Origin of the sequence: Croceibacterium atlanticum, from assembly GCF_001008165.2 — a bacterium.
In the GTDB taxonomy this organism is placed as follows: domain Bacteria; phylum Pseudomonadota; class Alphaproteobacteria; order Sphingomonadales; family Sphingomonadaceae; genus Croceibacterium_C; species Croceibacterium_C atlanticum.
Genome location: NZ_CP011452.2, coordinates 1,650,081 through 1,674,620, shown reverse-complemented (window position 1 = coordinate 1,674,620; position 24,540 = coordinate 1,650,081). Strand labels below are relative to the sequence as shown.

Sequence of the window (24,540 nt, the reverse complement as noted above, 5' to 3'; positions counted from 1 at the left end):
GCATGGAGGTGCGGTGATGGAAGAAACGGCAGGCGCGCATGTGCTGATCGACGGTTTCATCCTGCTCGGCTTCGCGCTGGCTTCGGTGCTGCTGTTCCGGCGGATGGGGCTGGGTGCCACGCTGGGCTATCTTGTCGCGGGGGCGCTGGTCGGGCCGCAGGTTCTCGGCCTGGTCGGAGATGCGGAGGAGATCGTATCCTTCGCGGAACTGGGCATTGTCCTGCTGCTGTTCATTGTCGGGCTGGAACTGAATCCGGGCCGGCTGTGGCGGATGAAGCGGGAGATTTTCGGGCTTGGCCTGTTGCAGGTGGCGCTGTGCGGGATCGGCCTGATCGTCATGCTCCAGCTGACCACCAGCTTCACACTGGCGGCTGCAATTGCCCTGGGCCTGCCGCTTGCCCTGTCATCCACCGCCCAGGTTCTGCCGATGCTGCAATCGGCAGGGCGCCTGCGCACGCCGTTTGGGGAACGGGCCTTCGCGATCCTGCTGTTCCAGGATCTGTCGATAATACCGCTGATCACGATCGTTGCGGCACTGAGCCGGAACCCCGCCGATCTGGAAGGCCCCGCCGGCTGGGTGCTGGCATTGCTGACCGTGGCGGCGCTGGTGGGCCTGATTGCCGCGGGCCGTTTCATCATCCGTCCGCTTTTCGGCCTGATCGGCGGATTGGGGGAGCGGGAATTGTTCGTCGTCGCCGCGCTGTTCACCGTCGTCGCAGCAGCGGCATTGATGGAACAGATCGGCGTATCGCCCGCCCTTGGCGCATTTGTTGCCGGGGTCATGCTGTCCGACACGCCCTATCGGCACGAGCTGGAGGCGGATGTGGAACCGTTCCGGTCGATCCTGCTGGGCCTGTTCTTCCTTGGCGTGGGCATGATGCTGGATCTCGGGGCGATCGCCGAAAGGCCGCTTTTCGTATTCAGCATGGCCTTCGGGCTGATCGCGGTGAAGGCGTCCGTCATCTTCGTACTTGCTCTCGCATTCAAGATGGGCTGGCGGGGCGCACTCGCTCTCGGCCTGTTGCTCAGCCAGGGCGGTGAATTCGGCTTTGTCCTTTTCGCCCAGGCGCAGGATGCGCTGCTGATCAGGGACAGCGCGGCCAGCGTGTTCGGCGCCGTCATAACCCTGTCCATGGCAACCACGCCTTTCCTGATGATGGCCAATAACCGCATCAGGCGCCCCGGCGGCAAGAAGGCGGAAGCGAGCCGCGAAGGCCCCAGCGACCAGACGGCCAATGCGCTGGTCGTCGGCTATGGCCGCTTCGGCCAGACCGTGGCGCAGACGCTGATGGCGGGCGGGATCGACGTGACCCTGATCGACCGGGACGTGGGCATGATCGACACCGCGCGCGAATTCGGGGCGCAGGTCTATTTCGGCGATGGCACGCGCATGGATCTGCTGCGCCAGGCCGGCGCGGCGCAGGCACAGGTGATCATGTTCTGCATCGATCGCGATCAGGTGGAGCCCGATCTGGTCAGCGCGATGCGCGAACATTTTCCCAATGCCGCCATTTATGTCCGCGCCTTTGACCGGCGCAGCGTGATGAAGCTGCATGGCAGCGGTGCCGAATTCGTGATGCGTGAAGTGTTCGAATCCGCCCTGCGCATGGCCCGCATGGCGCTGGACCGGCTGGGCCTGTCCGAAAAGCAGATAGAAGACGCCGTCAGCATCTATCGCAACCGCGACAAGGAAAGATTGCTGCGGCAGTCGGAAGAAGGCGATCTCTACGCCGCGCGGGACATCATGCTGACCCAGCCGCAATTGCGCGGGGAGGATGCGGATCAGAGCCGCAATTCATAGAGGAATTCGTCATCCCGGTGGTCGCCGACCCAGTAATCGATATCGGCCACATGATCGAACCCATGGCGGCGATAGAAACGCTGGGCACCGAAATTCTCGCTGAAAACCGATAATTGCATGGCATCGGCGCCCCATTCCCGCGCCTGGGCAATGGCCCAGTCCAGCAGGGCGGCACCAATGCCCTTCCCGGTGGTTTCCCGCGCGCAATAAAGCTGGCTGAGGAAGACCGGCCGCACTGGTTGCGGGGCGGGCCGTTCCGCAATGCCTTCTCCCAGCACGATCAGCGCATAGGCGGCGATCCGCCCGTCTTCGATGGCAAGCTGTATCCGCTTCGCCGGGTCCGCGATGTCGGCCCGGTATCGTTCTTCGCTGCGCGCATCGGCGAAAAACGCGGCCAGATCTGCTGGCTTGTAGAGATGGCCGAAAGCGGCGTGGAAGGCATTGCGGGCGAAGAGGGCGAGCGCAGGGGCATCATCGGGCGTGGCGGGGCGCAGTTCCATCGGTTTACAGATCCCGTGCCATGCAGAGGGAGAAATCGTCCGATACGTAATCGCCAAAGGGTTCGCATTCGGCGAAACCATGCTTGGTATAGAGCGCGATAGCTGGCCGGAACGGTTCCGGCCGCCCGGTTTCCAGCCCCAGCCAGCGATAGCCGCGCCGCCGGGCTTCATCCATCAGATGCAGCAATATGGCCTGACCGGCGCCCTTGCCGCGCAGGGCAGGGGCGGCGCGCATGGATTTCAGCTCTCCGCGTGTCCCGTCAATATGCTTGAGGGCGCCGACAGCGGCCAGGTCGCCCCCGTCCCACGCGCTGAAGAAGCTGATGTCGGGCTGACGCAACCGATCCACCGGCATTGCGTGCACCTTGCAGGCAGGCGACCAGCGATGCATTTCCGCCAGGTGGAATGCCAGCAATTCGCGAACGGGCTCCCCCGCAAGATCGTCTGGCGTGATGCGATAATCGGGCATGTCCGGGATTTGCTACGGCTTGGCCATGCTGGCAAGCCCGGCCAGATGGCACGGCCTAGCTGAACTTGTCCCGCTTGCGCTTGCCGAAGCGCATATTGCTTTCCAGCCGGGCGCGCAGGGCGGCGTAGAAGGCTTCCAGGAATTCACGTTCATGGCCGGCGCCGGCTTCCCAGCCGATCTTGCGGCAGATCGCTTCCATCACTTGCCGCATCGCTTCCGGCCGGTTGGCGCGCAGCACGTCTTCCAGCACCTGCAATTCATGCTCGCCATAAACGGCCAGTTCCGCCTCGCCGAAGTGAAAAATCTGCGAACGGTCTTCCGCAACCGACATGGCCTGGGGCAGCTGTATCTTGTCCACTTCCACCACCCAGGTTCCGGCGATCAGATCCCCGGCGCGCAGATTGTCGCGATTGAAGAAGGGAAACAGCGTGAAAATGCCCAGCCAGATGAAGGTGGCGATGCCGGTGATGCCCATCCCGGCCTGCCCGGAAAGCAGGAAGGTGGCGGGCAGGAACACTTCCATGTCCCGCATAAGGTTACGGGCAATCACGGCTTCTGCCGTCAGCCGCCCGTCTCCGCCCGATCCGGGGCGGGCCGCAACCCTGATTCCCAATGCGCGCTTGCCCGGTGTTGCGCCGCGCGGGCCCAGTTCGAACCACAGGAAATAACCGAAACGGGCCAGGAACAGCAGCAATATGATCAGCACCAGCAACAGTTCCACCGCCGGGTTTTCCGCAGCGGTTCCGGTGGCGAACACCGCTCCGTCCGTCACGAACAGCAGGGCGACGAGGACCACGAAAACCACCGTCACGATCAGCACGAGATCGAGCAGCAGCGCGCCCGCGCGCGCGCCGCGGCTGGCAATGCTCAGCGGCAGGGCTATCCCTTCCGGCGTGATGAGCTGGCGGTCCCGCTTCACGTCGCGCTTCCTGGCGGTCACGGCGGTCATGCCTGCGACTCCTCGCCGCGCCCGCGCAAGGCGATGAAATAGGCCAGCCAGAACAGCAGCACCGTTCCGCCGATCGCGGCCCGGGCCCATGGATCGTCCACCAATTGCCGGGCATAGCCTTCCAGCAGGCCCGCTATCACCAGCATCAGAACGACACCGGCCATGATTTGCGCGGCGCGCCGTCCGCTGGTGGCCGCCGCTGCAAGGATCGATCGTTGCCCCGGAAACGCCATGGCACGGCCGATATGCATTCCGGCCGCACCCGCCAGCAGGATCGCGAATATCTCTGTCGTGCCATGGACGGACAGCCAGGCGGCAAATTCCCAATGCAGCCCCGCTTGCGCGAAGACCCACATCATCGCGCCCAGCACCGCCATATTATAGACCAGCAGCAGCAAGGTCGGGATGCCGAAGGCAAAGCCCAGCGCGAAAGCCATGATCGAAACGGCGGAATTGTTGGAAAAGAGATAGGCGGCAAAAACGCTCAGCCCCTCTCCGCTGTCGGTGCCCTGCAACGCTTCCTGCAGGACTTCGCGCGATGCGCCGGGGCGGCGTGTGTCGGCGAACTGACCGGGGACGAGGGCGTAATACCATTCGCTGTCGCGCGCGACGAGCAGCCAGCCGACCACCGATCCCGCGATCATCACGGCGAGAGCGATGCAGATGTCGAGCCACAGCGTGCGCACGGCCGCGCTCCAGCCGCCGAACAGGAAATCGCGCAGCCAGGCGATGAAACTGGTGCGCGTGCCATAGACCTGGAACCAGGCGCGGCGGACCAGCGATTCGAGATAGGCCAGCGTTCCCGCGTCGAGCGATGTCTCCCGCGCGACGGAAAGGCTGGAGGCGGCCTGGCGATAAAGGACGGGCAGGGCGAGCAAATCCTCGTCCGGGATCCGCCGCAAACGGCCTTTTTCCAGTTCCACGACAATGGCTTCCAGCCGCCGCCAATCGCCTTCGCGCTCCAGCCGGAACTTGTCCGACCGCAGGCTGGCCGCTTCGATATCGGGCGGCGTTTCGATCGCCGCCTTGCGGAACAGGGGGATGCCGGGGAAAACCATCAGCCGATCGCCTCCGCCCGCTTGGTCGCGAGATAGCGATCTATCAGCTGATAGCCGATAACCTGCCACGGCGCCTCTATCACGTCGACGCCCAGCCGCCGCAATTTCTGCAGCACCAGCGCGCGTTGGCGGGCCAGCCCTTCGGCGGCCACGGCGGTGGCAAGATCGCTCAGCCTGTCCGGCTCCGCCCGCGAAAGGGCGGACAATTCGCTGTCTTCCATCGTCACGAATATCACCAGATGATGGCGCACCAGCCGTTCCACGCTTTCCACCATCAGTTCGGCCGAAGTCGGATCGGTGAAATCGGAAAACAGCACGATCAGGGACCGGCGCTTCAGCCGGGCCGCCAGCGTTGCGAGGGCGAGCGTGAAATTGGGTTCACGCGCATGATAATCCAGCCCGGCGGCCGCCACTTGCAGCCGGTGGAAGGCGCGCGGTTCGGTTGCGAAAGGGGTCAGCAATTCCGGCTTGTCGGCAAAGCCGAACAGCGCGACCTTGTCCCCACCCTTCAGCGCGACATAAGCGGCGGTGAGGGCGGCCGAGACGGCCCGATCTATCCTTGGCAGGCGGTCCACCGGCTCGCACATGGAACTGCCGCAATCGAAGGCAAAAACGATCTGGTTATCCCGCTCCGCCTCGTTCTCGCGGGCATAGAGCCTTGTGTGCCGCGCGCTGGCCTTCCAGTCGATCCGGCGGCGATCCATCCCGGCTTCATATTCGCTGAGCGCTTCGAATTGCGTGCCTTCGCCGCGAATGCGCCTCGCCACGATGCCGAATTGCGCATCGCGCATGAAGGCCTGCAATACCGGGGAGCGGACCGGGCTGAGATCGGGCCAGATGCGGATTTCGTTGTCCAGCGCGCGATGGGCCTGCCGCCAGGCCAGCCGCAACGGGCCCGGCCAGCGCAGCCAGAGATCGTGCAATTGGCCAGTGCCGCGGCGCATCGGGGTGAGCTGCATCTCGCCGGACCAGATGCTGTCTGTTGCTGCGGGGCTAAGGGGGAAATTCGCCGCGCCGCTTTCCCCCAGGCGCGGTTCGAAACCCAGCGCCGCTTCCGGCAGGCCCGAAATATGGCCTGAAAATTCGGCAAGGAGGGAGATCGGCACTGGCTGCCCGATTTCCGCATCTTCCGGCACGTCCAGCGTCATATCTGCCAGTCGTCCTGCCAGCAGCCCGTCCACCATCACCAGCAGGACCAGCCCCAGCCCGGCCAGTGGCGGCAGCAGCCATGCCTGCGGGGCGATGGCGGCGATGACCACGGCGATGGGCGCGAACAGCGCCAGCATCACCAGCGCGCGGGCCGAGGGGACGATGGGGGCTTTCACTACCGGCGGTGGCCCTATTTCGGCGCTTCTGTCTGTTCGACCAGACCGGCCACCAGGTCTTCCACCTGCCGCCCTTCGATCTCGGCCGCGGGGGATAGCAGCAGGCGGTGCCGCAATGTCGCGGTGGATAGCGCCTTCACATCGTCAGGCAGCACGTAATCGCGGCCATGCAATGCGGCGCGGGCACGCGCGGCATTGGCCAGCAGCACCGCCGCTCGGGGGGAGGCGCCGCTGGCGATATCGCTGCTTTCGCGCGTCGCCCGCACCAGCGCGACCGTGTAATTGATCACATCGTCGGATAGCCTGACGATCTTCACCGCTTCCTGCGCCTGGCCGAGAGAGGCGGCATCGGCGACGGCGGTGATGCCGAATTCCGCCGGACGGGCCGGGCCGCTGCGTTCGCCGAAGCGTTTGACGATTGCGGCCTCTTCCTCGGCCGTGGGATAGGGGACGAGCAGCTTGAACAGGAACCTGTCCAGCTGCGCTTCGGGCAGGGGATAGACGCCCTGGTTCTCGATCGGGTTCTGCGTTGCCACCACCATGAAGTGGTCCGACAGGGCGTGGGTTTCCCCGTCCAGCGTCACCTTGCGTTCCTGCATCGCCTCCAGCAGGGCCGCCTGCGTCTTGGGCGGGGTGCGGTTGATTTCATCCGCCAGCAGCAATTCGCGGAAGATCGGCCCGCGTGTCAGCGTGAACTGGCTGGTCTGGAAATTGAACAGGTTGGAACCGAGAATATCGCCCGGCAACAGGTCTGGCGTGAACTGGATGCGGCCGAATTCCATCCCCGTCGCGGCGGCGAAGCATTGCGCCAGCAGGGTCTTGGCCGTGCCGGGCGGGCCTTCCAGCAGCACATGGCCCTGCGCCACCAGCGCAATCAGCAGATGTTCCACCGTCTGATCCTGGCCGACGATCGCCTTGCGGATTTCAGCACGGATGGATTCGGCCAGCGCACGGGTTTCGTCCAGCGACATGGTCATTGTTCAAGCGTCCTTTCGATAGTCCTGAGTGCGGCGGCCGCACGCAGCAATTCGCCCGGCTTTCTTGCGCGGCGCAGCGCCTCTGCCTGCGCGACATAGTTCGTGTCTGCCATGCCGCGCCGTTGCAGCATGTTTTCGATGGCCTGTTCCCGCGCCAGTGGATCCGTTGCGCGAATGCCCAGATCGCGGGCGATGCGCCTGCCGATCATTGCCGCATATGGCGGGCCGAGCAGGTGCAACCGCCTTGCGCGTTCCACCAATGCCGCGCCGTTGCGGGCCAGCTGCCGTTTACCCCGCGCCTGGGCGGGAGCTTCCGCAATGGGCGGGCCGAAACGGCGGAAACCGCGCCAGCCGATCAGCAGGGTTGCCAGTATCAGGCACAGTGTCGCGGCAAGAAATGGCGGAGTGAAGGCAAGCGTCAGCAGGTTTTCCGCGCGCCCCAGCCCGGCAATGGTCAGGTCGAAGACGATCGGCAGGTCGTAATCTTCCAATGTCGCTTCGACCAGCCGCACGGCCAGTTCCGCACGCGCCGGATCGGACAGGCCATAATTGTTCATCAGGTCCGGTTCGACCACGATCACGACCGGCCAGGCATCCTGGTCCAGCTCTGCCACCTCTTCATCGGAGAGGGGCCGTTCGCCGGCAAGTTCGGACAGTATCGGGTAATATCCGCCATTGTCCCAATATCCGGCGAAGGTCCGGCGCAGTTCATTTTCCACCAGCGGGGCAATGGCGGATGAATTGATGGCCTGCGCTTTGCCCGGCACAGGCAGGGTTCCTTCCAGCCCAAGTCCGCGCCACGAAGCGAATTGCTCGATGGCCGGTTCCTGACCCAGCGGGCCGAAATCCTTCGCCCATGAAGGGGGCATGGCGCCGGCAAGTTGCACCCAGCCGGGGCCGGTGTCGGTATCCGCTTCGCGCGGAACAGGCCCGGCCAGCCATTTCGGCAGGATCACCAGCGTCGGCCCGATATAGCGGCGCCCTTCGATCAGTTCTTCCAGATCTTCCGCATCGGAAGAATGCTGGGGCGTGATCACCAGCAGCGAATCGTCTTCCAGCCGGGCACGGCTGCGGGACAGGCTGACTTCATGGCCGCGCCGTTCCAGCAATCCGGCGAGTGCGGAAAAGCCGTTCAGCCCATTGGCCGCGGCATGGGCGCCGCCATTATCGTCCCTTCCGCCATCCCATCCCTGCGCCATGGCATAGAGCAGCAGCAGGAACACGGCCCCGCCGCCCACGATCAGGCCCAACACGGCCCGCATGGGAAAAGGCCCGGCGGCGCGGCTCATGATCCGGCGCCCTGATCGGCCAGTGCGAAATCGGCATAGGCGGCGCGCGCTTTCTGCCAATCCTCGGCGGAAAGATTGCGCAGGGCGAAAAGGCTGCGTTCCACGCATTCGGCAATAGTGCCGAAGGCTTGCCGCGCGCGGTCGGGCAATGCGGGCAGGGCGGCGATTTCGCGTGCCGTGCTGGACGGTTCGAGCAGGCCCGGCCGGGCTGCCTCGATCTGGGCGACGCTCCGCCGCAGCAGCAGATGGGCCGCTTCGTCATAATGGCCCTGGGCAGCCAGCCGGTCTGCATCCTCCAGCAGGCCCAGCGCCTGATGGGCATCGGGCGTCCAGTCAGGCTCTGCCCGTGCGGCCTGCCCGGATTTCCGGCGCATGGCGGAGGAGGCGAGGCGCCAGATCAGCAATGCGGCCAGTGCCGCACCGATAGTTGCGAGAATCCACAGGAGCGCCGGGCCTGACAGGCCGAGCGCGCGGCCCAGCGCCGTCAGTCCTTCGCCCAGCGGGCTGAGCAATTCGCCCAGCCATTTCAGCCATTCGGGCGTTTCGGGTGGAGGGGGGATTTCGACCGGGGAAAACTGGATATCGCCATTGGCACGGATGGCTTCCCAGTCCCGGGTGAAGCCGCCATTGGCGCCCTGGCCAGCTATCTCCCCCGTTCCCGTCGTCACCATATTGTTGGTGGCACGCGCGCGTCGCGGGCGCAACAAGCTTGGCCCGGCTGGCCGCCGCTGCGGTCAGGGGCGGGGGCGGGATTGCCGGTAGCTGCCCAAGATGCGCAATTCCTTGCAGTGGAAGGCCAGTTCTTCCAGCGCGCGGTCCACTGCCGGATCACCCGGCGCGCCAACGATATCGGCATAGAACATCGAAGCGGCAAAGCTGGCGCCTTCGTAATAGCTTTCCAGCTTGGTCATGTTCACGCCATTGGTCGCGAAACCGCCCAGCGCCTTGTACAGGGCGGCGGGGATATTCTTCACTTCGAAAATGAAGGTCGTCATGGCCGTTTCGCCCGACAGGGTGGCCGGATCGATCTGTTCGCGCGAAAGAATCACGAAGCGCGTCATGTTGTCCGCTGCATCCTCGATATCGCGATCGGTGACCTGCAGCCCGTACAGATCGGCGGCGAGGCTGGGCGCGATGGCGCAGACTTCCGGATCGTCCATTTCCTTCACCAGCGCCGCCGCGCCGGCCGTGTCGGCATAGGCCATGGGAATGATGCCGCGTTCGCGCAGCCAGAATCGGGTCTGCCCCAGCGCTTGCGGGTGGCTGTAGGCGGCCTTGAACGGTCCCTTGCCGACAGCCATCACCGTGTGATGAATCGGCAGGAAATATTCGCCCACGATGGACAGGCCGCTTTCCGGCAGAAGGAAATGAATATCCGCAACGCGGCCATTCTGCGAATTTTCGATAGGAATGATCGCGCTGCCGGCGCGCCCGGCATTCACCGCTTCCAGCGCATCCTCGAAGGAAAAACAGGGCAGGGGCAGGCATTCGGGCGCCCATTCCAGCGCAGCACGGTGCGAATTGGCGCCCGGGGCGCCCTGAAAGGCGATGGCGCGCGCGGGTTCGGCGGCTGCGGCCTTGCGCATTTGCTCGACCAGTGCGAGCGCCGGAGCGGGGTAGCTGTCCATGATTGAGGGCCGGTAACGGCGTGTAACAGGCCGGACAAGCCACTATCGGTCTTGCCTCCGGCGTCACCCGCCACTAGAGCGGCGCGCAAACGGGATACTGGTAGATAATTCTTCAATGACCGATCGCTTTAACACCATCGCTGGCTGGGCCCTTTTCGCGGGCATCATTGCACTCGGCCTTTCCATCCTCAGCGGCATGTTTTTCCATGCCGACAAGCCGGAAGCCCCGGAAGTGGCAGGCTATCCGATCGAGGCTGAGGAAGAAGGCGCGGCTGATGCCGGGCCGAGCTTCCTTGAGGTAATGGCTACGGCTGATGCGTCTGCTGGCGAGCGGGTTTTCGCCAAATGCGTGTCCTGCCACACGATCGAACAGGGCGGCGCCAACGGTATTGGCCCGAATCTGCACGGCGTGATCGGCGAACCGATCGGCCAGGGTGCGGGCGGCTTCGCCTTCTCCGGTGCGCTTTCCTCGATCGGGGGTGAATGGACATTCGAACAGATGGACGAATGGCTGAAGAGCCCGCGCAGTTTCGCCCCGGGCACGAAGATGAGCTTTGCCGGCCTTTCCAGCATGGAAGACCGTGCCAATGTGATCGCCTATCTCAACGCCAATGGTTCCAATCTGCCTCTTCCCGAAGTGCAGGCTGCGCCGGCTGAGGAAGAAGCTGCCGAAGCTGCCGAAGGCGAAGCAGCCGAATCGGGTGAAGAAGCCGCTGAAGGCGAAGCGGAAGAAGCTACCGCGGCCTGATGCGCGGATAAACGCTGACAAATAAGGGCCGCTAGTCGCGGCCCTTGAAATCCTGAGCGATGACATACCACTCGGACGAGCCCTTGCGGCTCGCCGGTGGTTTTGCATGTTTGACCGTGCGAAAATGCTTTTTCAGCAGGGTCAGCAATTCTGCGTCGGTCCCCCCGGCCAGAACTTTCGCCACGAAGGCGCCGCCCTTGTCCAGTGTATCCACAGCGAACCAGGCGGCGGCTTCCACCAGCCCCATGGTGCGCAGATGGTCGGTCTGTTTGTGGCCCACCGTATTGGCTGCCATGTCCGACAGGACGAGATCGGGCGGCCCGTCCAGCGCCGCTTCCAGCTTTGCCGGTGCCGATTCGTCCATGAAATCCATCTGCAGGATGGTGACGCCTTCGATCGCTTCCGTTTCCAGCAGATCGATGCCGACAATACTCGCCCTGGGGCAGCGTTTGCGCACAACCTGGCTCCAGCCGCCCGGCGCAATGCCCAGATCGACTACGCGATGCGCGTTTTTCAACAGGCCGAATCGCTCGTCCAGTTCGATCAGCTTGTAGGCCGCCCGGCTGCGATAGCCTTCGGCCTTAGCCTGTTTGACATAGGGATCGTTCAACTGCCGCTCCAGCCAGCGCGTGGATGACGCGCTGCGCTTGCGGGCCGTGCGAACGCGGCGATCGGTATCACGGCCGGAACGGCTCATTTCATGTCTTTCTTCAATCGGCGCAGGGCCGCCTGTGCTTCCATCCCGTCGGCATCGGCGGACATCATGCTGCGCAGGATGCCTTCGCGAATGCCGCGATCCGCCACGCCCAGCCGTGGGGCTGGCCAGATATCCAGTATCCCTTCCAGGATCGCGCATCCGGCCACCACCAGATCGGCGCGTTCCTTGCCGATGCAGGGCAGGGTGCGCCGTTCGGCCGGCGACATATGCGACAGGCGCCGGGAAATGTCGCGCATCGATTCCGCCGGAACGATAAGCCCGTCCACCGCATTGCGATCATATTGGGGCAGATCCAGGTGCAGGCTGGCCAGAGTGGTGACTGTACCGCTGGTCCCCAGCAGCCGCAGCTCGGGCGTGTGATGGGCGGCGATCCGTTTCGCAAACTGGGCGAAACTTTCCGATACCAGGCGCCGCATCTCCTCATAGCGGGCGAGTCGGGACGAGTGATCGTCCACCTCCGCACCGACCGTTTCGGACAGGGAAACAACGCCCCAGGGAACGCTCTGCCAATCGAGAATATGCGGCACCGGCGCACCGGGTTCGATCAGCACCAGCTCGGTCGATCCGCCGCCAATGTCGAAGATCACGGCCGGGCCGATTCCGTCTTCCAGCAGGATGTGGCAGCCCAGAACGGCCAGCCTGGCCTCTTCTTCGGCGGAAATAATGTCCAGAACGATGCCGGTTTCCTTCTGCACCCGCTCTATGAAATCGGCGCCATTATCCGCCCTGCGGCACGCTTCGGTGGCGACAGAGCGTGCCAGGTGCACATTGCGTTTGCGCAGCTTGTCGGCACAGATTTTCAGCGCGCCGACCGCGCGATCCATGGCCGCCTGGCTGAGGCTGCCGGTCTGGGCCAGCCCTTCGCCAAGCCGGACCACGCGGCTGAACGCATCGATGACAACGAAATTTTCCGCGGCGGGCCGGGCGATCAGCAACCGGCAATTATTGGTGCCCAGATCGATCGCGGCATAGGCCTGCCGGAACTGGCGATGCGGCGGGCGCCGCCACGTCGCATTCTGCGACGATGCACCATTTCCGTGCTTCTTGCCGGACTGGTTTCGGGCTGGTTCACGGGAAGGGGGCTTGCCTGTCTGGCCGCCCCATCCATTCGCGGGATGGCCCTTCCTTACGTCCGGCGGTTTTATATCCGCCATGTCTTCTACTACTTTCTTATCGTTCTCGCCCGCATGGTGCGGGTACTTGCCGCCGAGGCTAGCGAAACGATGGGACAGGAGCAAGTTCGGGTGATGCAGCGGGTTGACGACTCGCATTCGCCTTTATAGATGCCGCGCTCCGCACTGCCCCGTCGTCTAATGGTAAGACTACGGACTCTGACTCCGTCAATCGTGGTTCGAATCCACGCGGGGCATCCATTTTTTGGCCGAAACGCGCATAGCCCATGCAGATCATGGGCCGCCATTCCAGCCGATGCGGGCCTTTTCGCAGTTGCGAAAAACAGGGGAAGCCAAACGCGCGGCGATCCTGTATAGGCGTGCCAGCCATAGAGGCGATTTGACTCCCCGGCGGCCCCGATATTGCAGTTCGGGGGTGCAAGAGCGGTCACCTGAACAATTGAATCCCCCGCCCGGCTGCGCATGTGGCCCGGTTTATTCGTGAGCATCATGACGTTTTCCAATATTCCGCCAGTCCTTGGCGAAGCGCTGACCGAACGCGGTTATGCCGAACCCACCGAAGTGCAGGCCGCCGTTCTGGCGCAGGATGCAGCCGACCGTGACCTGATCGTTTCTGCACAGACAGGCTCTGGCAAGACGGTGGCCTTCGGACTGGCGCTGGCCGGCAATCTGCTGGACCGGCTTGCCGAACCCGCCGCCGCGCCGCTGGCCCTGATCGTGGCGCCCACGCGTGAACTGGCGCTGCAGGTCAGCCGCGAACTGGGCTGGCTCTATGCCAAGGCCGGTGCGCGCATCGCCACCTGTGTCGGTGGCATGGACGCATCGAAGGAACGCCGGTCGCTGCGTGGCGGCGCGCATATCGTGGTGGGCACGCCTGGCCGCCTGCGGGACCATCTTGAGCGCGGGGCCCTGAACCTGACCGCGATCGCAGCGGTCGTGCTGGATGAAGCGGACGAAATGCTCGACATGGGCTTCCGCGAAGATCTGGAAGAGATCCTGGACGCGACGCCGGATGGCCGGCGCACCCTGCTGTTTTCCGCCACCATGCCCAAGCCGATCGTGGCGCTGGCCCGCCGTTACCAGCGGGACGCCCTGCGCATTTCGACCGGCGGTAATGATCGCGGCCATGGCGATATCGCCTTCCAGGCGGTGACTGTTTCCCCGTCGGAAATCGAGGCCGCCGTGGTCAATCTGCTGCGTTTTCACGAGGCGGAAACGGCGATTCTGTTCTGCGCCACGCGCGACAATGTCCGCCGTCTTCACGCGACCTTGCAGGAACGCGGCTTTGCCGTGGTGGCCCTGTCTGGCGAACATTCGCAGTCGGAACGCAACCAGGCCCTGCAGGCCCTGCGGGACAGACGGGCACGGGTCTGCGTCGCGACCGATGTGGCTGCGCGCGGTATCGACCTGCCGAGCCTGAGCCTTGTCATCCACGTGGAAATTCCGCGCGATGCGGAGACGTTGCAGCATCGTTCAGGCCGGACGGGCCGTGCGGGCAAGAAGGGCACGGCCGTGCTGATCGTGCCTTATCCGCGCCGCAAGCGAGTGGAATTCATGCTGCGCGGCGCACGTATCGATGCGGAATGGATCGACGCACCGACGCCTGAGGCAATCCGCAAGCAGGATCGCGAGCGTCTGCTTTCCGCCCTGCTGGAACCGGTCGAGTATGACGAGGAAGATCGCACCCTCGCGCAACGCCTGCTGGCCGAACGTTCGCCAGAGGATATCGCGGCCGCGCTGGTCCGCGCGCATCGTGCCGCCATGCCGCAACCGGAAGAGCTGATCGAGAACACGCCCGAGGCGCGGCGTGCGGCGCAGCAGGAACGGCATCGTCCCGGATTCGAGGATACGGTCTGGTTCCGGATGGATATCGGCCGCCGCCAGAATGCCGATCCGCGCTGGCTGCTGCCGCTGCTTTGCCGCCGCGGGCACATCACCCGCAATGAAGTGGGCGCGATTCGCATCGGCGCCAATGAAACCCATTTCCAGATCCCACGCGCCATTGCGGACAAGTTCAATGCGGCTCTTGCCCGCACGGCGAAGGATGAAAGCGGCGAGGAAGCTGTCGGTATCGAACCGTCCGACGGCCCGCGTGAGGCTGCGCGCGGGCACCATGCAGGCAAACCGCGCCAGCACAGGAAGGGCTGGCCCAAGGGACGCTCTGCCGCACCCAATGGCAAGGGCAGGCCGAAGGACAAGGCCGGGGCGAAGGACAGGCCGCATCGCCGCAAGGATCGCCCGTCCTGACAAGGGCAGGGGCGGCACAGGCACAATGGGCGTCCACGCCCGGCTGACGGGCCGGCCGCATGACGCTATGGCGCTGGCATGGAAAGTATGAGCGATCATTCCGGCCAGCCCTTGCGGGTTGCCGCCCTCTACCGCTTTGCCCGGTTCGAAGATTGCGCCGCCCTGCGAGATCCGCTGGCGCAGCTGTGCGAGGAACAGGGCATTCGTGGCACCTTGCTGCTTGCGCCGGAAGGCATCAACGGCACGATTGCCGGCAGCCCCGACGGCATCCATGCAGTGCTGGATCATATCCGGGGCCTGCCCGATTGCTCTGATCTGGACGTGAAGTTCTCCGGCGCGCAGTCCATGCCGTTTCACCGCATGAAAGTGCGGCTGAAGCGGGAGATCGTGACCATGGGGCAGCCCGATATCGATCCGCGGGCGAGCGTGGGAACATATGTCCAGCCTGAAGACTGGAACGATCTGATCAGCGATCCGGACACGATCGTGATCGATACGCGTAACGATTATGAAGTGGCCGTGGGCAGTTTTGCCGGTGCCATCGATCCCAAAACTGCCAGCTTTCGCGATTTCCCGGACTGGTTCCGCCAGCAGCGCGACAGCTTGCTGGGCGAAGGGCGCACGCCGAAGGTTGCCATGTATTGCACCGGCGGCATCCGCTGCGAAAAATCGACCGCTTTCCTCAAGCAGGAAGGCATAGAGGATGTGTTCCACCTGAAGGGCGGCATCCTGAAATATCTGGAAACCGTGCCGGCGGAACAAAGCCTGTGGGAGGGCGAATGTTTCGTCTTCGATCAGCGGGTGACGATCGGCCATGGGCTTGCGCAGGGCAGTTATGGCCTGTGCCATGCCTGCCGCCGCCCTGTGAGCGAAACGGATCGCTCCTCTCCCCTGTTCGAGGAAGGCGTGAGCTGCCCGGCCTGCCATGGGGAACGGACAGAGGAACAACGCGCTTCCTATCGTGAGCGGCACCGGCAGGAAAGCCTCGCCGCCAGCGAAGGGCGGGCCCATGTGGGCGCAAGGATGCACGCAAAGACGGATGACTGAACGGCACGAAGCGATCCTCTACAGTTTTCGCCGCTGCCCCTATGCCATGCGGGCGCGGCTGGCCCTGGCGATCAGCCGCACGGCCTGCGAATTGCGCGAAGTGAAGCTTTCGGCCAAGCCGCCGCAATTGCTGGAGGCATCGCCCAAGGGGACTGTCCCGGTGGTGGTGTTGCCTGATGGGACGGTGATTGATGAAAGTATCGACATCATGCGCTGGGCCCTTGGCCGCCATGATCCGGAAGGCTGGCTGGAACGCGACGACCGGGATCTGATTGCCCGTAATGACGGCGCCTTCAAGCACGATCTCGACCGTTACAAATATCCCGACCGGCATGATTCCGACAGCCTGGCCCACCGGGAAAGCGCGCTGGGATTCCTGCGTGAACTGGACCAGCGGCTGGAGGCAAAGGGCCAGCTCTGCGGATCGGCCAGAGGCCTTGCCGACATGGCGATAATGCCCTTTGTGCGCCAGTTTGCGGGCGTGGACCGGGAATGGTTCGATGCCCTGCCGCTGCGGCATCTGAAGGATTGGCTTGCGGCCCACCTTGCATCCGACCTGTTCGGCGCGATCATGATCCGGCCCCGGCCATGGATTGAAGGCGACGCGCCGATAGTCTTTCCCGGGCAAGGTCCGGGCCAGTTTGCCTGACCGGGCAAGCAATGCTTCTCACATGCGCCGCAACCCCCTATTGCGCCGCCGGACAGTCATTGTGGAGATTTGAGTGAGCGACAGCGACGATCTGGATCGGTCCGAGCGGGACCTGGGCGACCGCGCCTTTTATCGCGCCGATCAGGAAGCAGGCTTTGCCGAAGCGCAGCCGCCGCAGACACCGCAGACCCAGCACCCGGCCTATCGGCTGGCATATCGGGACACGGATTTCCTGTTGCGTGAAGAATTGCGGCCGGTCCGCTTCCAGCTCGAACTGCTGAAGCCCGAAATGCTGCTGGATGAAGCGCGCGTGGGTTCCACACTCGTCATGTATGGTTCTGCGCGCATTCCGCCGCCCGAAGCGGTGGAAACCGCGCTGAAAGGCGCGGCGGACCTGCCGGTGGACGAGCGGCTGGTGGTGGAACGCCTGGCTGAAAAGGCGAAATATTACCAGGAAGCCTATGACCTGGCGCGGATTGCCAGCGAGAAATCCATAATCGAGGACGGGCAGCGGCAATTCGTCGTCTGTTCGGGCGGCGGGCCTTCGATCATGGAGGCGGCGAACAAGGGCGCTTCGGAAGCCGGGGCGGAATCGATCGGGCTCAATATCGTGCTGCCGCATGAACAGGCGCCCAACCCCTATGTGACGCCTTATCTGTCATTCCAGTTCCACTATTTCGCGCTGCGCAAGATGCATTTCCTGATGCGGGCGCGGGCGGTGGCGGTGTTCCCCGGCGGTTTCGGCACGTTTGACGAGATGTTCGAATTGCTGACGCTGATCCAGACCGGCAAGATGAAGCGCATCCCGGTGCTGTTGTTCGGCAAGGAATTCTGGACCCGGGTGATCGATTTCGGCGCCCTGGCGCGCGAAGGCACGATCTCGCAGAAGGATCTGGACCTGATTACCTGGTGTGAGACAGCCGAAGAGGGCTGGAAGCACATCTGCGATTTCTATGAGATCGCAGGGCCGCGCGTTCCGGAATTCTAACGCACGCCCTGATGGCCCATCGGGCCGTGCCCGGCGCCGAAGCCGGGCGCGGCCTGGATCGCCTTGAACACGAATTTGCGCGCCAGCCGCACGGCATGTTCCACGCTTTGGCCGTGGCCGAGCAGGGTGGCAATGGCGGAAGACAATGTGCAGCCCGTGCCATGCGTATGGCGCGTTTCGATCCGCGCATGGTCGAAGGATATGGCGGATCCGTCGGGCCGGACCAGCAAATCCACGATCCGGTCCCCTTCGGCATGGCCGCCTTTGGCCAGCACATGGCAATCATGGGCGGCGGCCAGTTCCGCCGTGGCGCGGTATATGGCGTCCCGATCGGGGCAGTCCTTGCCGGTCAGCGCTTCCAGTTCGGGCAGGTTCGGCGTTACGATAGTGGCAAGATCCATCAATCGCGCGAATCCGGCCACGGTTTCCGGGTCCGCCAGCATCGATCCGCTGGTCGCCACCATCACCGGATCGAACACGATCGGAATATCCAGCGGCGCCAGCCTGTCCGCCACTTTATGCGCGACGGCGGGGGAGCCGAGCATCCCGATCTTGATCGCATCCGCGCCTATATCGGACAGGCAGCTTTCGATCTGGTCGCCCACGAAGGATGCGGGCATGGTCTGCACGCCCTGGACCCCGGTGGTGTTCTGCGCAGTGATCGCGGTGATGGCCGTCATCGCATAACCGCCAAGCATGGTGACGGTCTTGATATCGGCCTGGATGCCGGCCCCGCCGGAACTGTCCGAACCGGCGATGATCAATATGCGGGGCGGCGCGCTCATCCGGCGGAAAAGCGGCGTTCGGTCGAAGGTGGATAGGCATCCAGCCAGCGCTTGGCGCGGGTTGGCCGGTCCACCAGCTCGCCGCCGCAATTGGGGCAGCGATCATCCAGTTCTTCCGCACATTCCGCGCAGAAAGTGCATTCAAGGCTGCAGATGAACGCCCCTGGCGCCTGTGCGGGCAGATCCGCCCCGCAGCGTTCGCAATCCGGGCGCATTTCCAGGCTCATGCCGCGGCAGCCCTCACCGCATCGCAAATATCGTCCACCACGCGTTCCACCTGGCCTGCATCGTCACCTTCGGCCATGACGCGGATCTTGGGTTCGGTGCCGGATTTGCGGATTACCAGCCGGCCGCGGCCCTGCAGCGCCGCTTCGCCTTCTTCAATGGCGGATTTGACCTGTGCATCGGCCAGTGGATCGCCGCCGGAATAGGTGACGTTCTTCAACAATTGCGGAACCGGGTCGAACAGGTGGAGCAATTCGCTGGCGCGCTTGCCGGAACGGACCAGCGAAGCCAGCACCTGCAGCGCGGCAATGCAGCCATCGCCGGTCGTCGCATGATCCAGCAGGATCATATGGCCGGATTGCTCCCCGCCGACATTATAGCCGCCCGCGCGCATCGCCTCCAGCACATGGCGATCGCCGACCTTGGTGCGGACGAGGTTGAGGCCGAGGCCGGCCAGCATCCGTTCCAGGCCGAGATTGGACATCACCGTGGCCACCACGCCGCCACCGCGCAATTCGCCCGCAGCGGCCAGGCGCGATCCGATCAGCGCCATGATCTGGTCACCGTCCACGGCCTGGCCCTTCTCGTCGATGACGATCAGCCGGTCCGCATCGCCATCCAGCGCGATGCCGATATCGGCGCCTTCTTCCACCACCCGCGCCTTGATCGCATCGAGCGCGGTGGAACCGACACCGTCATTGATATTCAGCCCGTTGGGCGAAACGCCCATGGCGATCACTTCCGCGCCCAGTTCCCAGATCGCGGTTGGCGCCACGGTATAGGCGGCGCCATGGGCGCAATCGACCACGATCTTCAGCCCGTCCAGCCGCACGTCAGAGGGGAGGGACTGCTTGATCGCGTGGATATAGCGACCGCGCGAATCCTCGATCCGGCGGGCCCGGCCGATATCTTCGCCCTGGGCCAGCGGCTGTTCTTCCTGCATGGCCCGTTCGATCGCTTCTTCATCCGCATCGGACAGTTTGAAACCGTCCGGGCCGAACAGCTTGATGCCGTTATCGGCATAGGGATTGTGGCTGGCGGAAATCATCACGCCCAGATCGGCCCGCATTTCGCGCGCCAGCAGGGCCACGGCGGGGGTGGGAAGGGGGCCGGTCATGATCACGTCCATGCCCACGCTGGTGAAACCGGCCACCAGGGCGGTTTCCATCATATAGCCGGACAACCGCGTATCCTTGCCGATCACCACGCGATGTTTGTGATCGCCGCGCAGGAAATGGTGGCCCGCAGCCTGCCCGACCTTCATCGCAGTGGCGGCTGTCAGCACCCCGGCATTTGCCCGGCCACGGATCCCGTCGGTCCCAAAAAAAGTGCGTCCCATGCAATCCCTTGGATTTCTCGCTTACTCCGTCCATTTGCCATGGCGCTTCGCGCGGTTAATGTCACGGGGCATAGGGGGCCGAATGGCGAAATCGGACGATAACGAGACACTCCAGAACATAGATCTCCCTGCCGGTTGGACATTCATGGCCCTGCTGGTGGGGCTGGCTTTCGGCTGGTTCCTGTCAGGCAGCGAAGCCGCCGGGCCCGTGCGGGCCGTGGCTGGCCCTGTGGGCACGATCTGGCTGCGCGCCCTGCAGATGACGATCATTCCGCTGGTCGCGGCATTGCTGGTCGCGGGTATCGGGCGCATGGTGGCCACGGCGCGCGCGGGCAAGATGGCGCGGCGGACCCTGCTGACTATCGCCGCCGTGCTTGCCGCCGGATCATTGCTGTCGGCACTGGTCATGCCGGTCTTGCTGGATGCCTTCCCCATTCCCGGCACTGCCCAGGCGGCCCTGATGGCAGGGGATGCGCAACCGCAGACCGTGCCCGGCATCGGCGCCTTTTTCGAATCGCTGGTGGCGCCGAACATCATCGCGGCCGCCGCATCCACGGCCATGCTGCCGCTGATCGTCTTTTTCGTGGCACTGGCGGTGGCGATCACCCGCCTGCCGGACGATCAGCGCAATCTGATGCTCAACCTGTTCGAAGCATTGGGCAACACGATGCTGGTGATCATCGGCTGGGTGTTGTGGCTGGCGCCGGTCGGTGTCTTCGCCCTGGCCATCGGGGTCGGCCTGCGTAGCGGGGGCGGGGCCTTTGCCGCGCTGGGTCATTATATCCTGGTCGTCGCCAGTCTCGGCCTGATGGTCATGATTGCGGCCTATGGCGTGGCATTCTTCGCCGCGCGGCGCAGCCCGGCCAAATTTGCCAGGGCGGTGCTGCCGTCGCAGGCCGTGGCGCTTTCGACGCAGAGCTCGCTCGCCAGCCTGCCGGCCATGCTCGGTTCCTGCCGCGCGCTCGGCATTCGCGAGACGACGGCCGATTTCGTGCTGCCGCTGGCCGTGGCGATTTTCCGCGCCACCAGCCCGGCAATGAACCTGGCGGTCGCGATCTATGTCGCCAAGCTGACCGGGATTGAGCTTACACCCGCCAATATCGCCGCCGGGGCCGCCGTGGCACTGGTGACTACGGTCGGTTCGGTCAGCCTGCCTGGCGCGATCAGCTTCGTCACCTCGATCGGCCCCATCGCCCTGGCGATGGGCGTGCCGGTTGAACCGCTGGCCTTGCTGGTGGCGGTGGAGATGCTGCCGGACATCATGCGGACGGTGGGAAATGTCACCATGGATGTGGCGGTTACCGCCTGGGTTGACCGCAAACCGGATGAGAATTGATTGCAATAGCAACCCTCGGCCAAGCCATGCGTTGCGTGCAGGAAAACGGGGCTGCATATGAGCCCGCAAACAACAGGAAGGACGGACCCAAATGGCTTTTGAACTTATGCCCCTGCCCTATGACAGCGAGGCGCTGGCACCGGCGATCTCCGCCGAAACGCTGAGCTTCCATCACGGCAAGCACCACAAGGCCTATATCGACAAGACCAATGCGGCGATCGACGGCACCGATCTGGCAGGCAAATCCCTGATCGAGGTGATTTCCGCCGCCCGTGGCAGCAATCAGGGCCTGTTCAACAATGCGGCGCAGAGCTGGAACCACGGTTTCTACTGGCATTCGCTGTCCCCGGATGCACTCGTCCCGACGGACGAACTGGCCGCCATGATCAAGGATGCGTTCGGCAGCCTGGACGATCTGAAGAGCAAGCTGGCCGATCGCGGTGCTGGCCACTTCGCCAGCGGCTGGGTCTGGCTGGCCGAAAAGGACGGCAAGCTGTCGATCGAGGAAACCCATGATGGCGACACGCTGGCCGATAGCGGTTTCAACCCGCTGCTGACCATCGACGTGTGGGAACACGCCTATTACCTCGACCACCAGAATGCCCGCCCGAACTATCTGAAGGCGGTGATTGATGGCCACCTGAACTGGAACTTCGCGGCGGAAAACCTGTCGCGCGGCACGGCCTGGACTTACCCGGCCTGATCGCGGCGCACAGCCGATGAAAATAATGGCCCGCTCCACTCCGGTGGGGCGGGCCATGTTGTTTGCGCAATCGGGGAATGTCGCGGGGCGGGGGAGTGCTCACCCTGCCAGAGAGCCGACCGGTTCTGCATCCTCGCGCTTTTCCGGGCGGATATAGATGGAAGACAATTCAGGCATTTGCGCCTTGAGGTTGCGCTCCACCTCCTCGATCAGCCGTTCGCCTTCGCCCATGGCAATATGGTCGGCAATATCCGCGCTGATGGCCACGAACACCTTGTCTGGCGCAGAATGAATGGTGCGCACATGGTTCACATGGGTGATCCAATCCTCGGCCGCGACAATGGCGCGCACCTGCTCCGTCACGCGCGGATCGGCGCTTTCCCCGATCAGCAGCCCTTTCGCCTCCCGCGCCAGGAGAACGGCGACCATGGCCAGAATCAGGCCGATCATCATGGAGGCAATGCCGTCGAGCTGCGGCGCATTGAAATGATGGCTCGCCCACACGCCCCCACCGGCCACCAGAAGCCCGGCCAGCGCTGCGGAATCCTCGAACATGACGATGAAGACCGATGGATCCTTGGATTCGCGGACGGCTTCCCACCAGCTCAGATCGCCTTTGCTTCCGGCGAATTCACGCACGGCGATGAACCATGAACCGCCTTCCAGAACGAAGGCCACTGCAAGTACGATGTAGTTGATCGTCGGGTCGCGCAGCTCCTCCGGCTCAAGATAATGGATATAGCCTTCGTAGAAGGAAATGCCCGCGCCGACGGCGAAGATCAGGATCGCGACAACGAAGGTCCAGAAATAGAGCTCACGGCCATAGCCGAAGGGGTGCCGCCGATCCGGCGGATGGGCAGAGCGATGTTCCCCATACAGCAACAGGACCTGGTTCAGGCTGTCGACAACCGAGTGGAACCCCTCAGACAACATGGAGGAGGAGCCGGTAATGCTGGCGGCAATGAATTTTGCGACGGCGATGCCGAGATTCGCCGTCAACGCCCCCAGCAGGACGAGATTCGCCTTGATATAGTTCACGGTGATGACGACGCGGGAAACGGCCAACCGTTCCTGCCAGGCGGATCAAATCCGCGTGCGCCGGGGCGGATCAGATCACCGGCCACTCGCTCGGGATCGGCATATTGGCCTTTTCCAGAACGTCCTTGCCCGCTGCCTCTGCCTCGGCAAACAGCTTCTCCTCGTCGATCAGGGTGGAATGGTAATTGTCGACCACGCGCCTGCCATCGACCCATACGCTGTGCACGCCGCGTCCATCGGCCGAGTAGATGAGCTGGTTGACCGCGTTGAAGAGCGGGCGCCATTCGGGCCGGTCACGGTCATGCAGGACGAAATCGGCTTTCATTCCCGGTGCCAGCGCGCCGATCGTTTCGCCCAATTGCGCCCCGCGCGCACCGTTCAGCGTGCCCATTTCCAGCACGCGATAGGATGAAAACAGGCTGGTATCGCGCCGCGCATCCTTGAACAGGCCGGCCGTGACGAACATGGCCCGCATCATATCGGCCGCATTGCCATTATTGTTGCCGTCCGTGCCCAGCTGGATATTCACGCCCGCCGCGGCCATTTCGGGGAAGCTGCCGGCCGCCGTGGCGCCATATCCCCCCTTCATCGCGGTCATCGGGCAATGGGTGACGCTGGTCCCACTTTCGGCAAGCAGCGATACTTCCTCTTCATCCAGATAGACGGCGTGGGTCAGGGAGAGATGCGGACCGAGCGCCCCGAGATCGGCCAGATGGGCAATTGCCCGCCTGCCCGTGGTTTCAAGATAGAATTCCGGATCCGCCGGGTCCGCACTCATATGTGCGGTTACGCCTGTGCCGCTTTCCCTGGCGAGATCGGTAGCTGCCCGCCACAGATCGTCCGTCGCCGTATTGTGCCCGACCAGGCACGGCCAGGTGGCGAGCAAAGGATCTCCGCTCACCGGATAGGCCGCCTGCTGCGCCTCCATACGGGCGATGGCATCGGCGGTCAGCTTCGCCTGATCGTCATCCGGCGCGAAGGCGCGGTCCTGCAACCACTGGCCCAGACGCCCGCGAATGCCCGTTTCGGCCAGGGCTTCCATCACGGCGTCGATATTCAGGATCGTGCCCGCTTCCACGAAACAGGTCGTGCCGGTGCGCAGCATCTCCAGCGCGGCCAGCCGGGCGGAGATCTGCTCCTGCTCCGGCGTCTGCGCCATATAGGTCGGTATCAGCCATTCGAAGACATTGGTCCGCCAGTCGGTATTATCCGGCACATAGCCGCGCGTGATCGGCTCCCCGGTGATGTGGATATGGCAATTCACGAAGCCCGGAGTGACTACGAAGCGATCCGTGCCGTCGATTATCTCCTTCGCCAGCACCTGCCGTTCCACCTCGGCCGATGGACCGACGGCAACGATCCTGTCGGCAGCGATCGCGATGGCCCCGTCGCGATAGACATGCCGCTGGGCATCCATTGTCACGATCCAGGCATGTTTGATCAGGAGATCGGCGGAAATCGGCGCGTCGGTCATACTCAGCTTCCCATGGTTGTTCCACGATGCTGGACCAGCGGAGCAGCGCCTTCTTGATCGGATGCGAATATTCTCTTGCCGCCCGTCATGCGCCGCACAGCAAGATTTGGGGTG

24 protein-coding genes and 1 tRNA gene are annotated in these 24,540 nt (G+C 64.0%); 9 read left to right on the top strand and 16 right to left on the bottom strand.

The window, feature by feature from the left end; genetic code table 11:
• Positions 1 to 16 precede the first annotated feature (16 nt).
• The gene (locus WYH_RS07950; RefSeq protein ID WP_046903416.1) at positions 17 to 1,801 is read left to right on the top strand and encodes a cation:proton antiporter domain-containing protein; all 1,785 of its coding nucleotides are present in this window, start codon (positions 17 to 19) and stop codon (positions 1,799 to 1,801) included.
• Here the strand turns inward: WYH_RS07950 and WYH_RS07945 are convergent.
• From WYH_RS07945 to WYH_RS07905, 9 genes are read right to left on the bottom strand one after another with little or no spacing between them, the layout of a single operon-like run.
• Entirely contained in the window at positions 1,783 to 2,301 is a 519-nt protein-coding gene (locus WYH_RS07945) for a GNAT family N-acetyltransferase (RefSeq protein WP_046903415.1), read from the bottom strand. The two genes, WYH_RS07950 and WYH_RS07945, sit on opposite strands and share 19 nt — an antisense overlap.
• Positions 2,302 to 2,305: 4 nt before the next feature.
• The gene (locus WYH_RS07940) at positions 2,306 to 2,770 is read right to left on the bottom strand and encodes a GNAT family N-acetyltransferase (RefSeq protein WP_046903414.1); all 465 of its coding nucleotides are present in this window, start codon (positions 2,768 to 2,770) and stop codon (positions 2,306 to 2,308) included.
• A 55-nt stretch (positions 2,771 to 2,825) separates the two neighbouring features.
• Positions 2,826 to 3,719, bottom strand: a complete 894-nt coding sequence (locus tag WYH_RS07935) for an RDD family protein (protein WP_046903413.1) — start codon at positions 3,717 to 3,719, stop codon at positions 2,826 to 2,828.
• Positions 3,716 to 4,777 carry a stage II sporulation protein M gene (locus tag WYH_RS07930; RefSeq protein WP_046903412.1) on the bottom strand — a complete coding sequence of 354 codons (1,062 nt, stop codon included), beginning with the start codon at positions 4,775 to 4,777 and terminating at the stop codon, positions 3,716 to 3,718. The genes WYH_RS07935 and WYH_RS07930 overlap by 4 nt, the downstream gene beginning before the upstream one ends.
• A complete protein-coding gene (locus WYH_RS07925) occupies positions 4,777 to 6,063 on the bottom strand; it encodes a DUF58 domain-containing protein (protein WP_046903411.1) in 1,287 nt (428 codons plus the stop codon). Before WYH_RS07925 ends, WYH_RS07930 begins: the two co-directional genes overlap by 1 nt.
• A gap of 53 nt (positions 6,064 to 6,116) precedes the next feature.
• Positions 6,117 to 7,073, bottom strand: coding sequence for an AAA family ATPase (locus tag WYH_RS07920; RefSeq protein ID WP_046904946.1), 957 nt, complete (start codon positions 7,071 to 7,073; stop codon positions 6,117 to 6,119).
• Positions 7,074 to 7,075: 2 nt separating this feature from the next.
• Positions 7,076 to 8,368: a DUF4350 domain-containing protein gene (locus tag WYH_RS07915; protein ID WP_046903410.1), complete on the bottom strand. Its 1,293-nt coding sequence runs from the start codon at positions 8,366 to 8,368 to the stop codon at positions 7,076 to 7,078.
• Positions 8,365 to 9,072 (bottom strand): hypothetical protein, encoded by a 708-nt coding sequence (locus tag WYH_RS07910; protein ID WP_244877981.1) that lies wholly within the window; start codon positions 9,070 to 9,072, stop codon positions 8,365 to 8,367. Before WYH_RS07910 ends, WYH_RS07915 begins: the two co-directional genes overlap by 4 nt.
• A gap of 30 nt (positions 9,073 to 9,102) precedes the next feature.
• On the bottom strand, positions 9,103 to 9,996 hold the full coding sequence (locus WYH_RS07905) for a prephenate dehydratase (protein ID WP_046903409.1): 894 nt from the start codon (positions 9,994 to 9,996) through the stop codon (positions 9,103 to 9,105).
• Between the two features lie 115 nt (positions 9,997 to 10,111).
• Here WYH_RS07905 and WYH_RS07900 point away from each other — a divergent pair, with 115 nt between their 5' ends.
• Complete coding sequence (locus WYH_RS07900; RefSeq protein WP_046903408.1) at positions 10,112 to 10,744, top strand: c-type cytochrome; 633 nt, start codon at positions 10,112 to 10,114, stop codon at positions 10,742 to 10,744.
• Positions 10,745 to 10,775: 31 nt separating this feature from the next.
• Here WYH_RS07900 and WYH_RS07895 read toward each other — a convergent pair whose 3' ends face one another.
• Both WYH_RS07895 and WYH_RS07890 read right to left on the bottom strand, forming a co-directional pair.
• Positions 10,776 to 11,441: an RlmE family RNA methyltransferase gene (locus tag WYH_RS07895; protein ID WP_046903407.1), complete on the bottom strand. Its 666-nt coding sequence runs from the start codon at positions 11,439 to 11,441 to the stop codon at positions 10,776 to 10,778.
• Positions 11,438 to 12,616, bottom strand: coding sequence for a Ppx/GppA phosphatase family protein (locus WYH_RS07890; RefSeq protein WP_046903406.1), 1,179 nt, complete (start codon positions 12,614 to 12,616; stop codon positions 11,438 to 11,440). The genes WYH_RS07895 and WYH_RS07890 overlap by 4 nt, the downstream gene beginning before the upstream one ends.
• A 145-nt stretch (positions 12,617 to 12,761) precedes the next feature.
• Here WYH_RS07890 and WYH_RS07885 point away from each other — a divergent pair.
• From WYH_RS07885 to WYH_RS07865, 5 genes are all read left to right on the top strand, one after another.
• Positions 12,762 to 12,835 (top strand) — tRNA-Gln (locus WYH_RS07885).
• 249 nt (positions 12,836 to 13,084) lie between these two features.
• The gene (locus tag WYH_RS07880) at positions 13,085 to 14,842 is read left to right on the top strand and encodes a DEAD/DEAH box helicase (protein WP_046904944.1); all 1,758 of its coding nucleotides are present in this window, start codon (positions 13,085 to 13,087) and stop codon (positions 14,840 to 14,842) included.
• Between the two features lie 78 nt (positions 14,843 to 14,920).
• Entirely contained in the window at positions 14,921 to 15,889 is a 969-nt protein-coding gene (gene trhO, locus WYH_RS07875; RefSeq protein WP_046903405.1) for an oxygen-dependent tRNA uridine(34) hydroxylase TrhO, read from the top strand.
• Positions 15,882 to 16,538, top strand: a complete 657-nt coding sequence (locus WYH_RS07870) for a glutathione S-transferase (protein WP_046903404.1) — start codon at positions 15,882 to 15,884, stop codon at positions 16,536 to 16,538. Before trhO ends, WYH_RS07870 begins: the two co-directional genes overlap by 8 nt.
• A gap of 73 nt (positions 16,539 to 16,611) precedes the next feature.
• Positions 16,612 to 17,526: an LOG family protein gene (locus WYH_RS07865; protein ID WP_082347903.1), complete on the top strand. Its 915-nt coding sequence runs from the start codon at positions 16,612 to 16,614 to the stop codon at positions 17,524 to 17,526.
• On the opposite strand, the gene thiD is transcribed toward WYH_RS07865, so the two are convergent.
• Genes thiD through glmM form a run of 3 tightly spaced genes read right to left on the bottom strand, consistent with a single transcriptional unit; the run spans position 17,523 to position 19,875 of the window.
• Positions 17,523 to 18,311, bottom strand: coding sequence for a bifunctional hydroxymethylpyrimidine kinase/phosphomethylpyrimidine kinase (gene thiD, locus WYH_RS07860; protein WP_046903403.1), 789 nt, complete (start codon positions 18,309 to 18,311; stop codon positions 17,523 to 17,525). The two genes, WYH_RS07865 and thiD, sit on opposite strands and share 4 nt — an antisense overlap.
• Positions 18,308 to 18,538: a DUF1272 domain-containing protein gene (locus WYH_RS07855; protein ID WP_046903402.1), complete on the bottom strand. Its 231-nt coding sequence runs from the start codon at positions 18,536 to 18,538 to the stop codon at positions 18,308 to 18,310. Before WYH_RS07855 ends, thiD begins: the two co-directional genes overlap by 4 nt.
• Complete coding sequence (glmM, locus tag WYH_RS07850) at positions 18,535 to 19,875, bottom strand: phosphoglucosamine mutase (RefSeq protein ID WP_046903401.1); 1,341 nt, start codon at positions 19,873 to 19,875, stop codon at positions 18,535 to 18,537. Before glmM ends, WYH_RS07855 begins: the two co-directional genes overlap by 4 nt.
• Before the next feature lie 82 nt (positions 19,876 to 19,957).
• On the opposite strand from glmM, the gene WYH_RS07845 reads away from it, so the two are divergent.
• Both WYH_RS07845 and WYH_RS07840 read left to right on the top strand, forming a co-directional pair.
• Positions 19,958 to 21,211: a dicarboxylate/amino acid:cation symporter gene (locus tag WYH_RS07845; RefSeq protein WP_046903400.1), complete on the top strand. Its 1,254-nt coding sequence runs from the start codon at positions 19,958 to 19,960 to the stop codon at positions 21,209 to 21,211.
• Between the two features lie 91 nt (positions 21,212 to 21,302).
• Entirely contained in the window at positions 21,303 to 21,914 is a 612-nt protein-coding gene (locus WYH_RS07840; protein WP_046903399.1) for a superoxide dismutase, read from the top strand.
• Positions 21,915 to 22,013: 99 nt separating this feature from the next.
• On the opposite strand, the gene WYH_RS07835 is transcribed toward WYH_RS07840, so the two are convergent.
• Both WYH_RS07835 and WYH_RS07830 read right to left on the bottom strand, forming a co-directional pair.
• On the bottom strand, positions 22,014 to 22,979 hold the full coding sequence (locus tag WYH_RS07835) for a cation diffusion facilitator family transporter (RefSeq protein ID WP_221232053.1): 966 nt from the start codon (positions 22,977 to 22,979) through the stop codon (positions 22,014 to 22,016).
• A gap of 43 nt (positions 22,980 to 23,022) precedes the next feature.
• The gene (locus tag WYH_RS07830; protein WP_046903398.1) at positions 23,023 to 24,426 is read right to left on the bottom strand and encodes an amidohydrolase family protein; all 1,404 of its coding nucleotides are present in this window, start codon (positions 24,424 to 24,426) and stop codon (positions 23,023 to 23,025) included.
• Positions 24,427 to 24,540 lie beyond the last annotated feature (114 nt).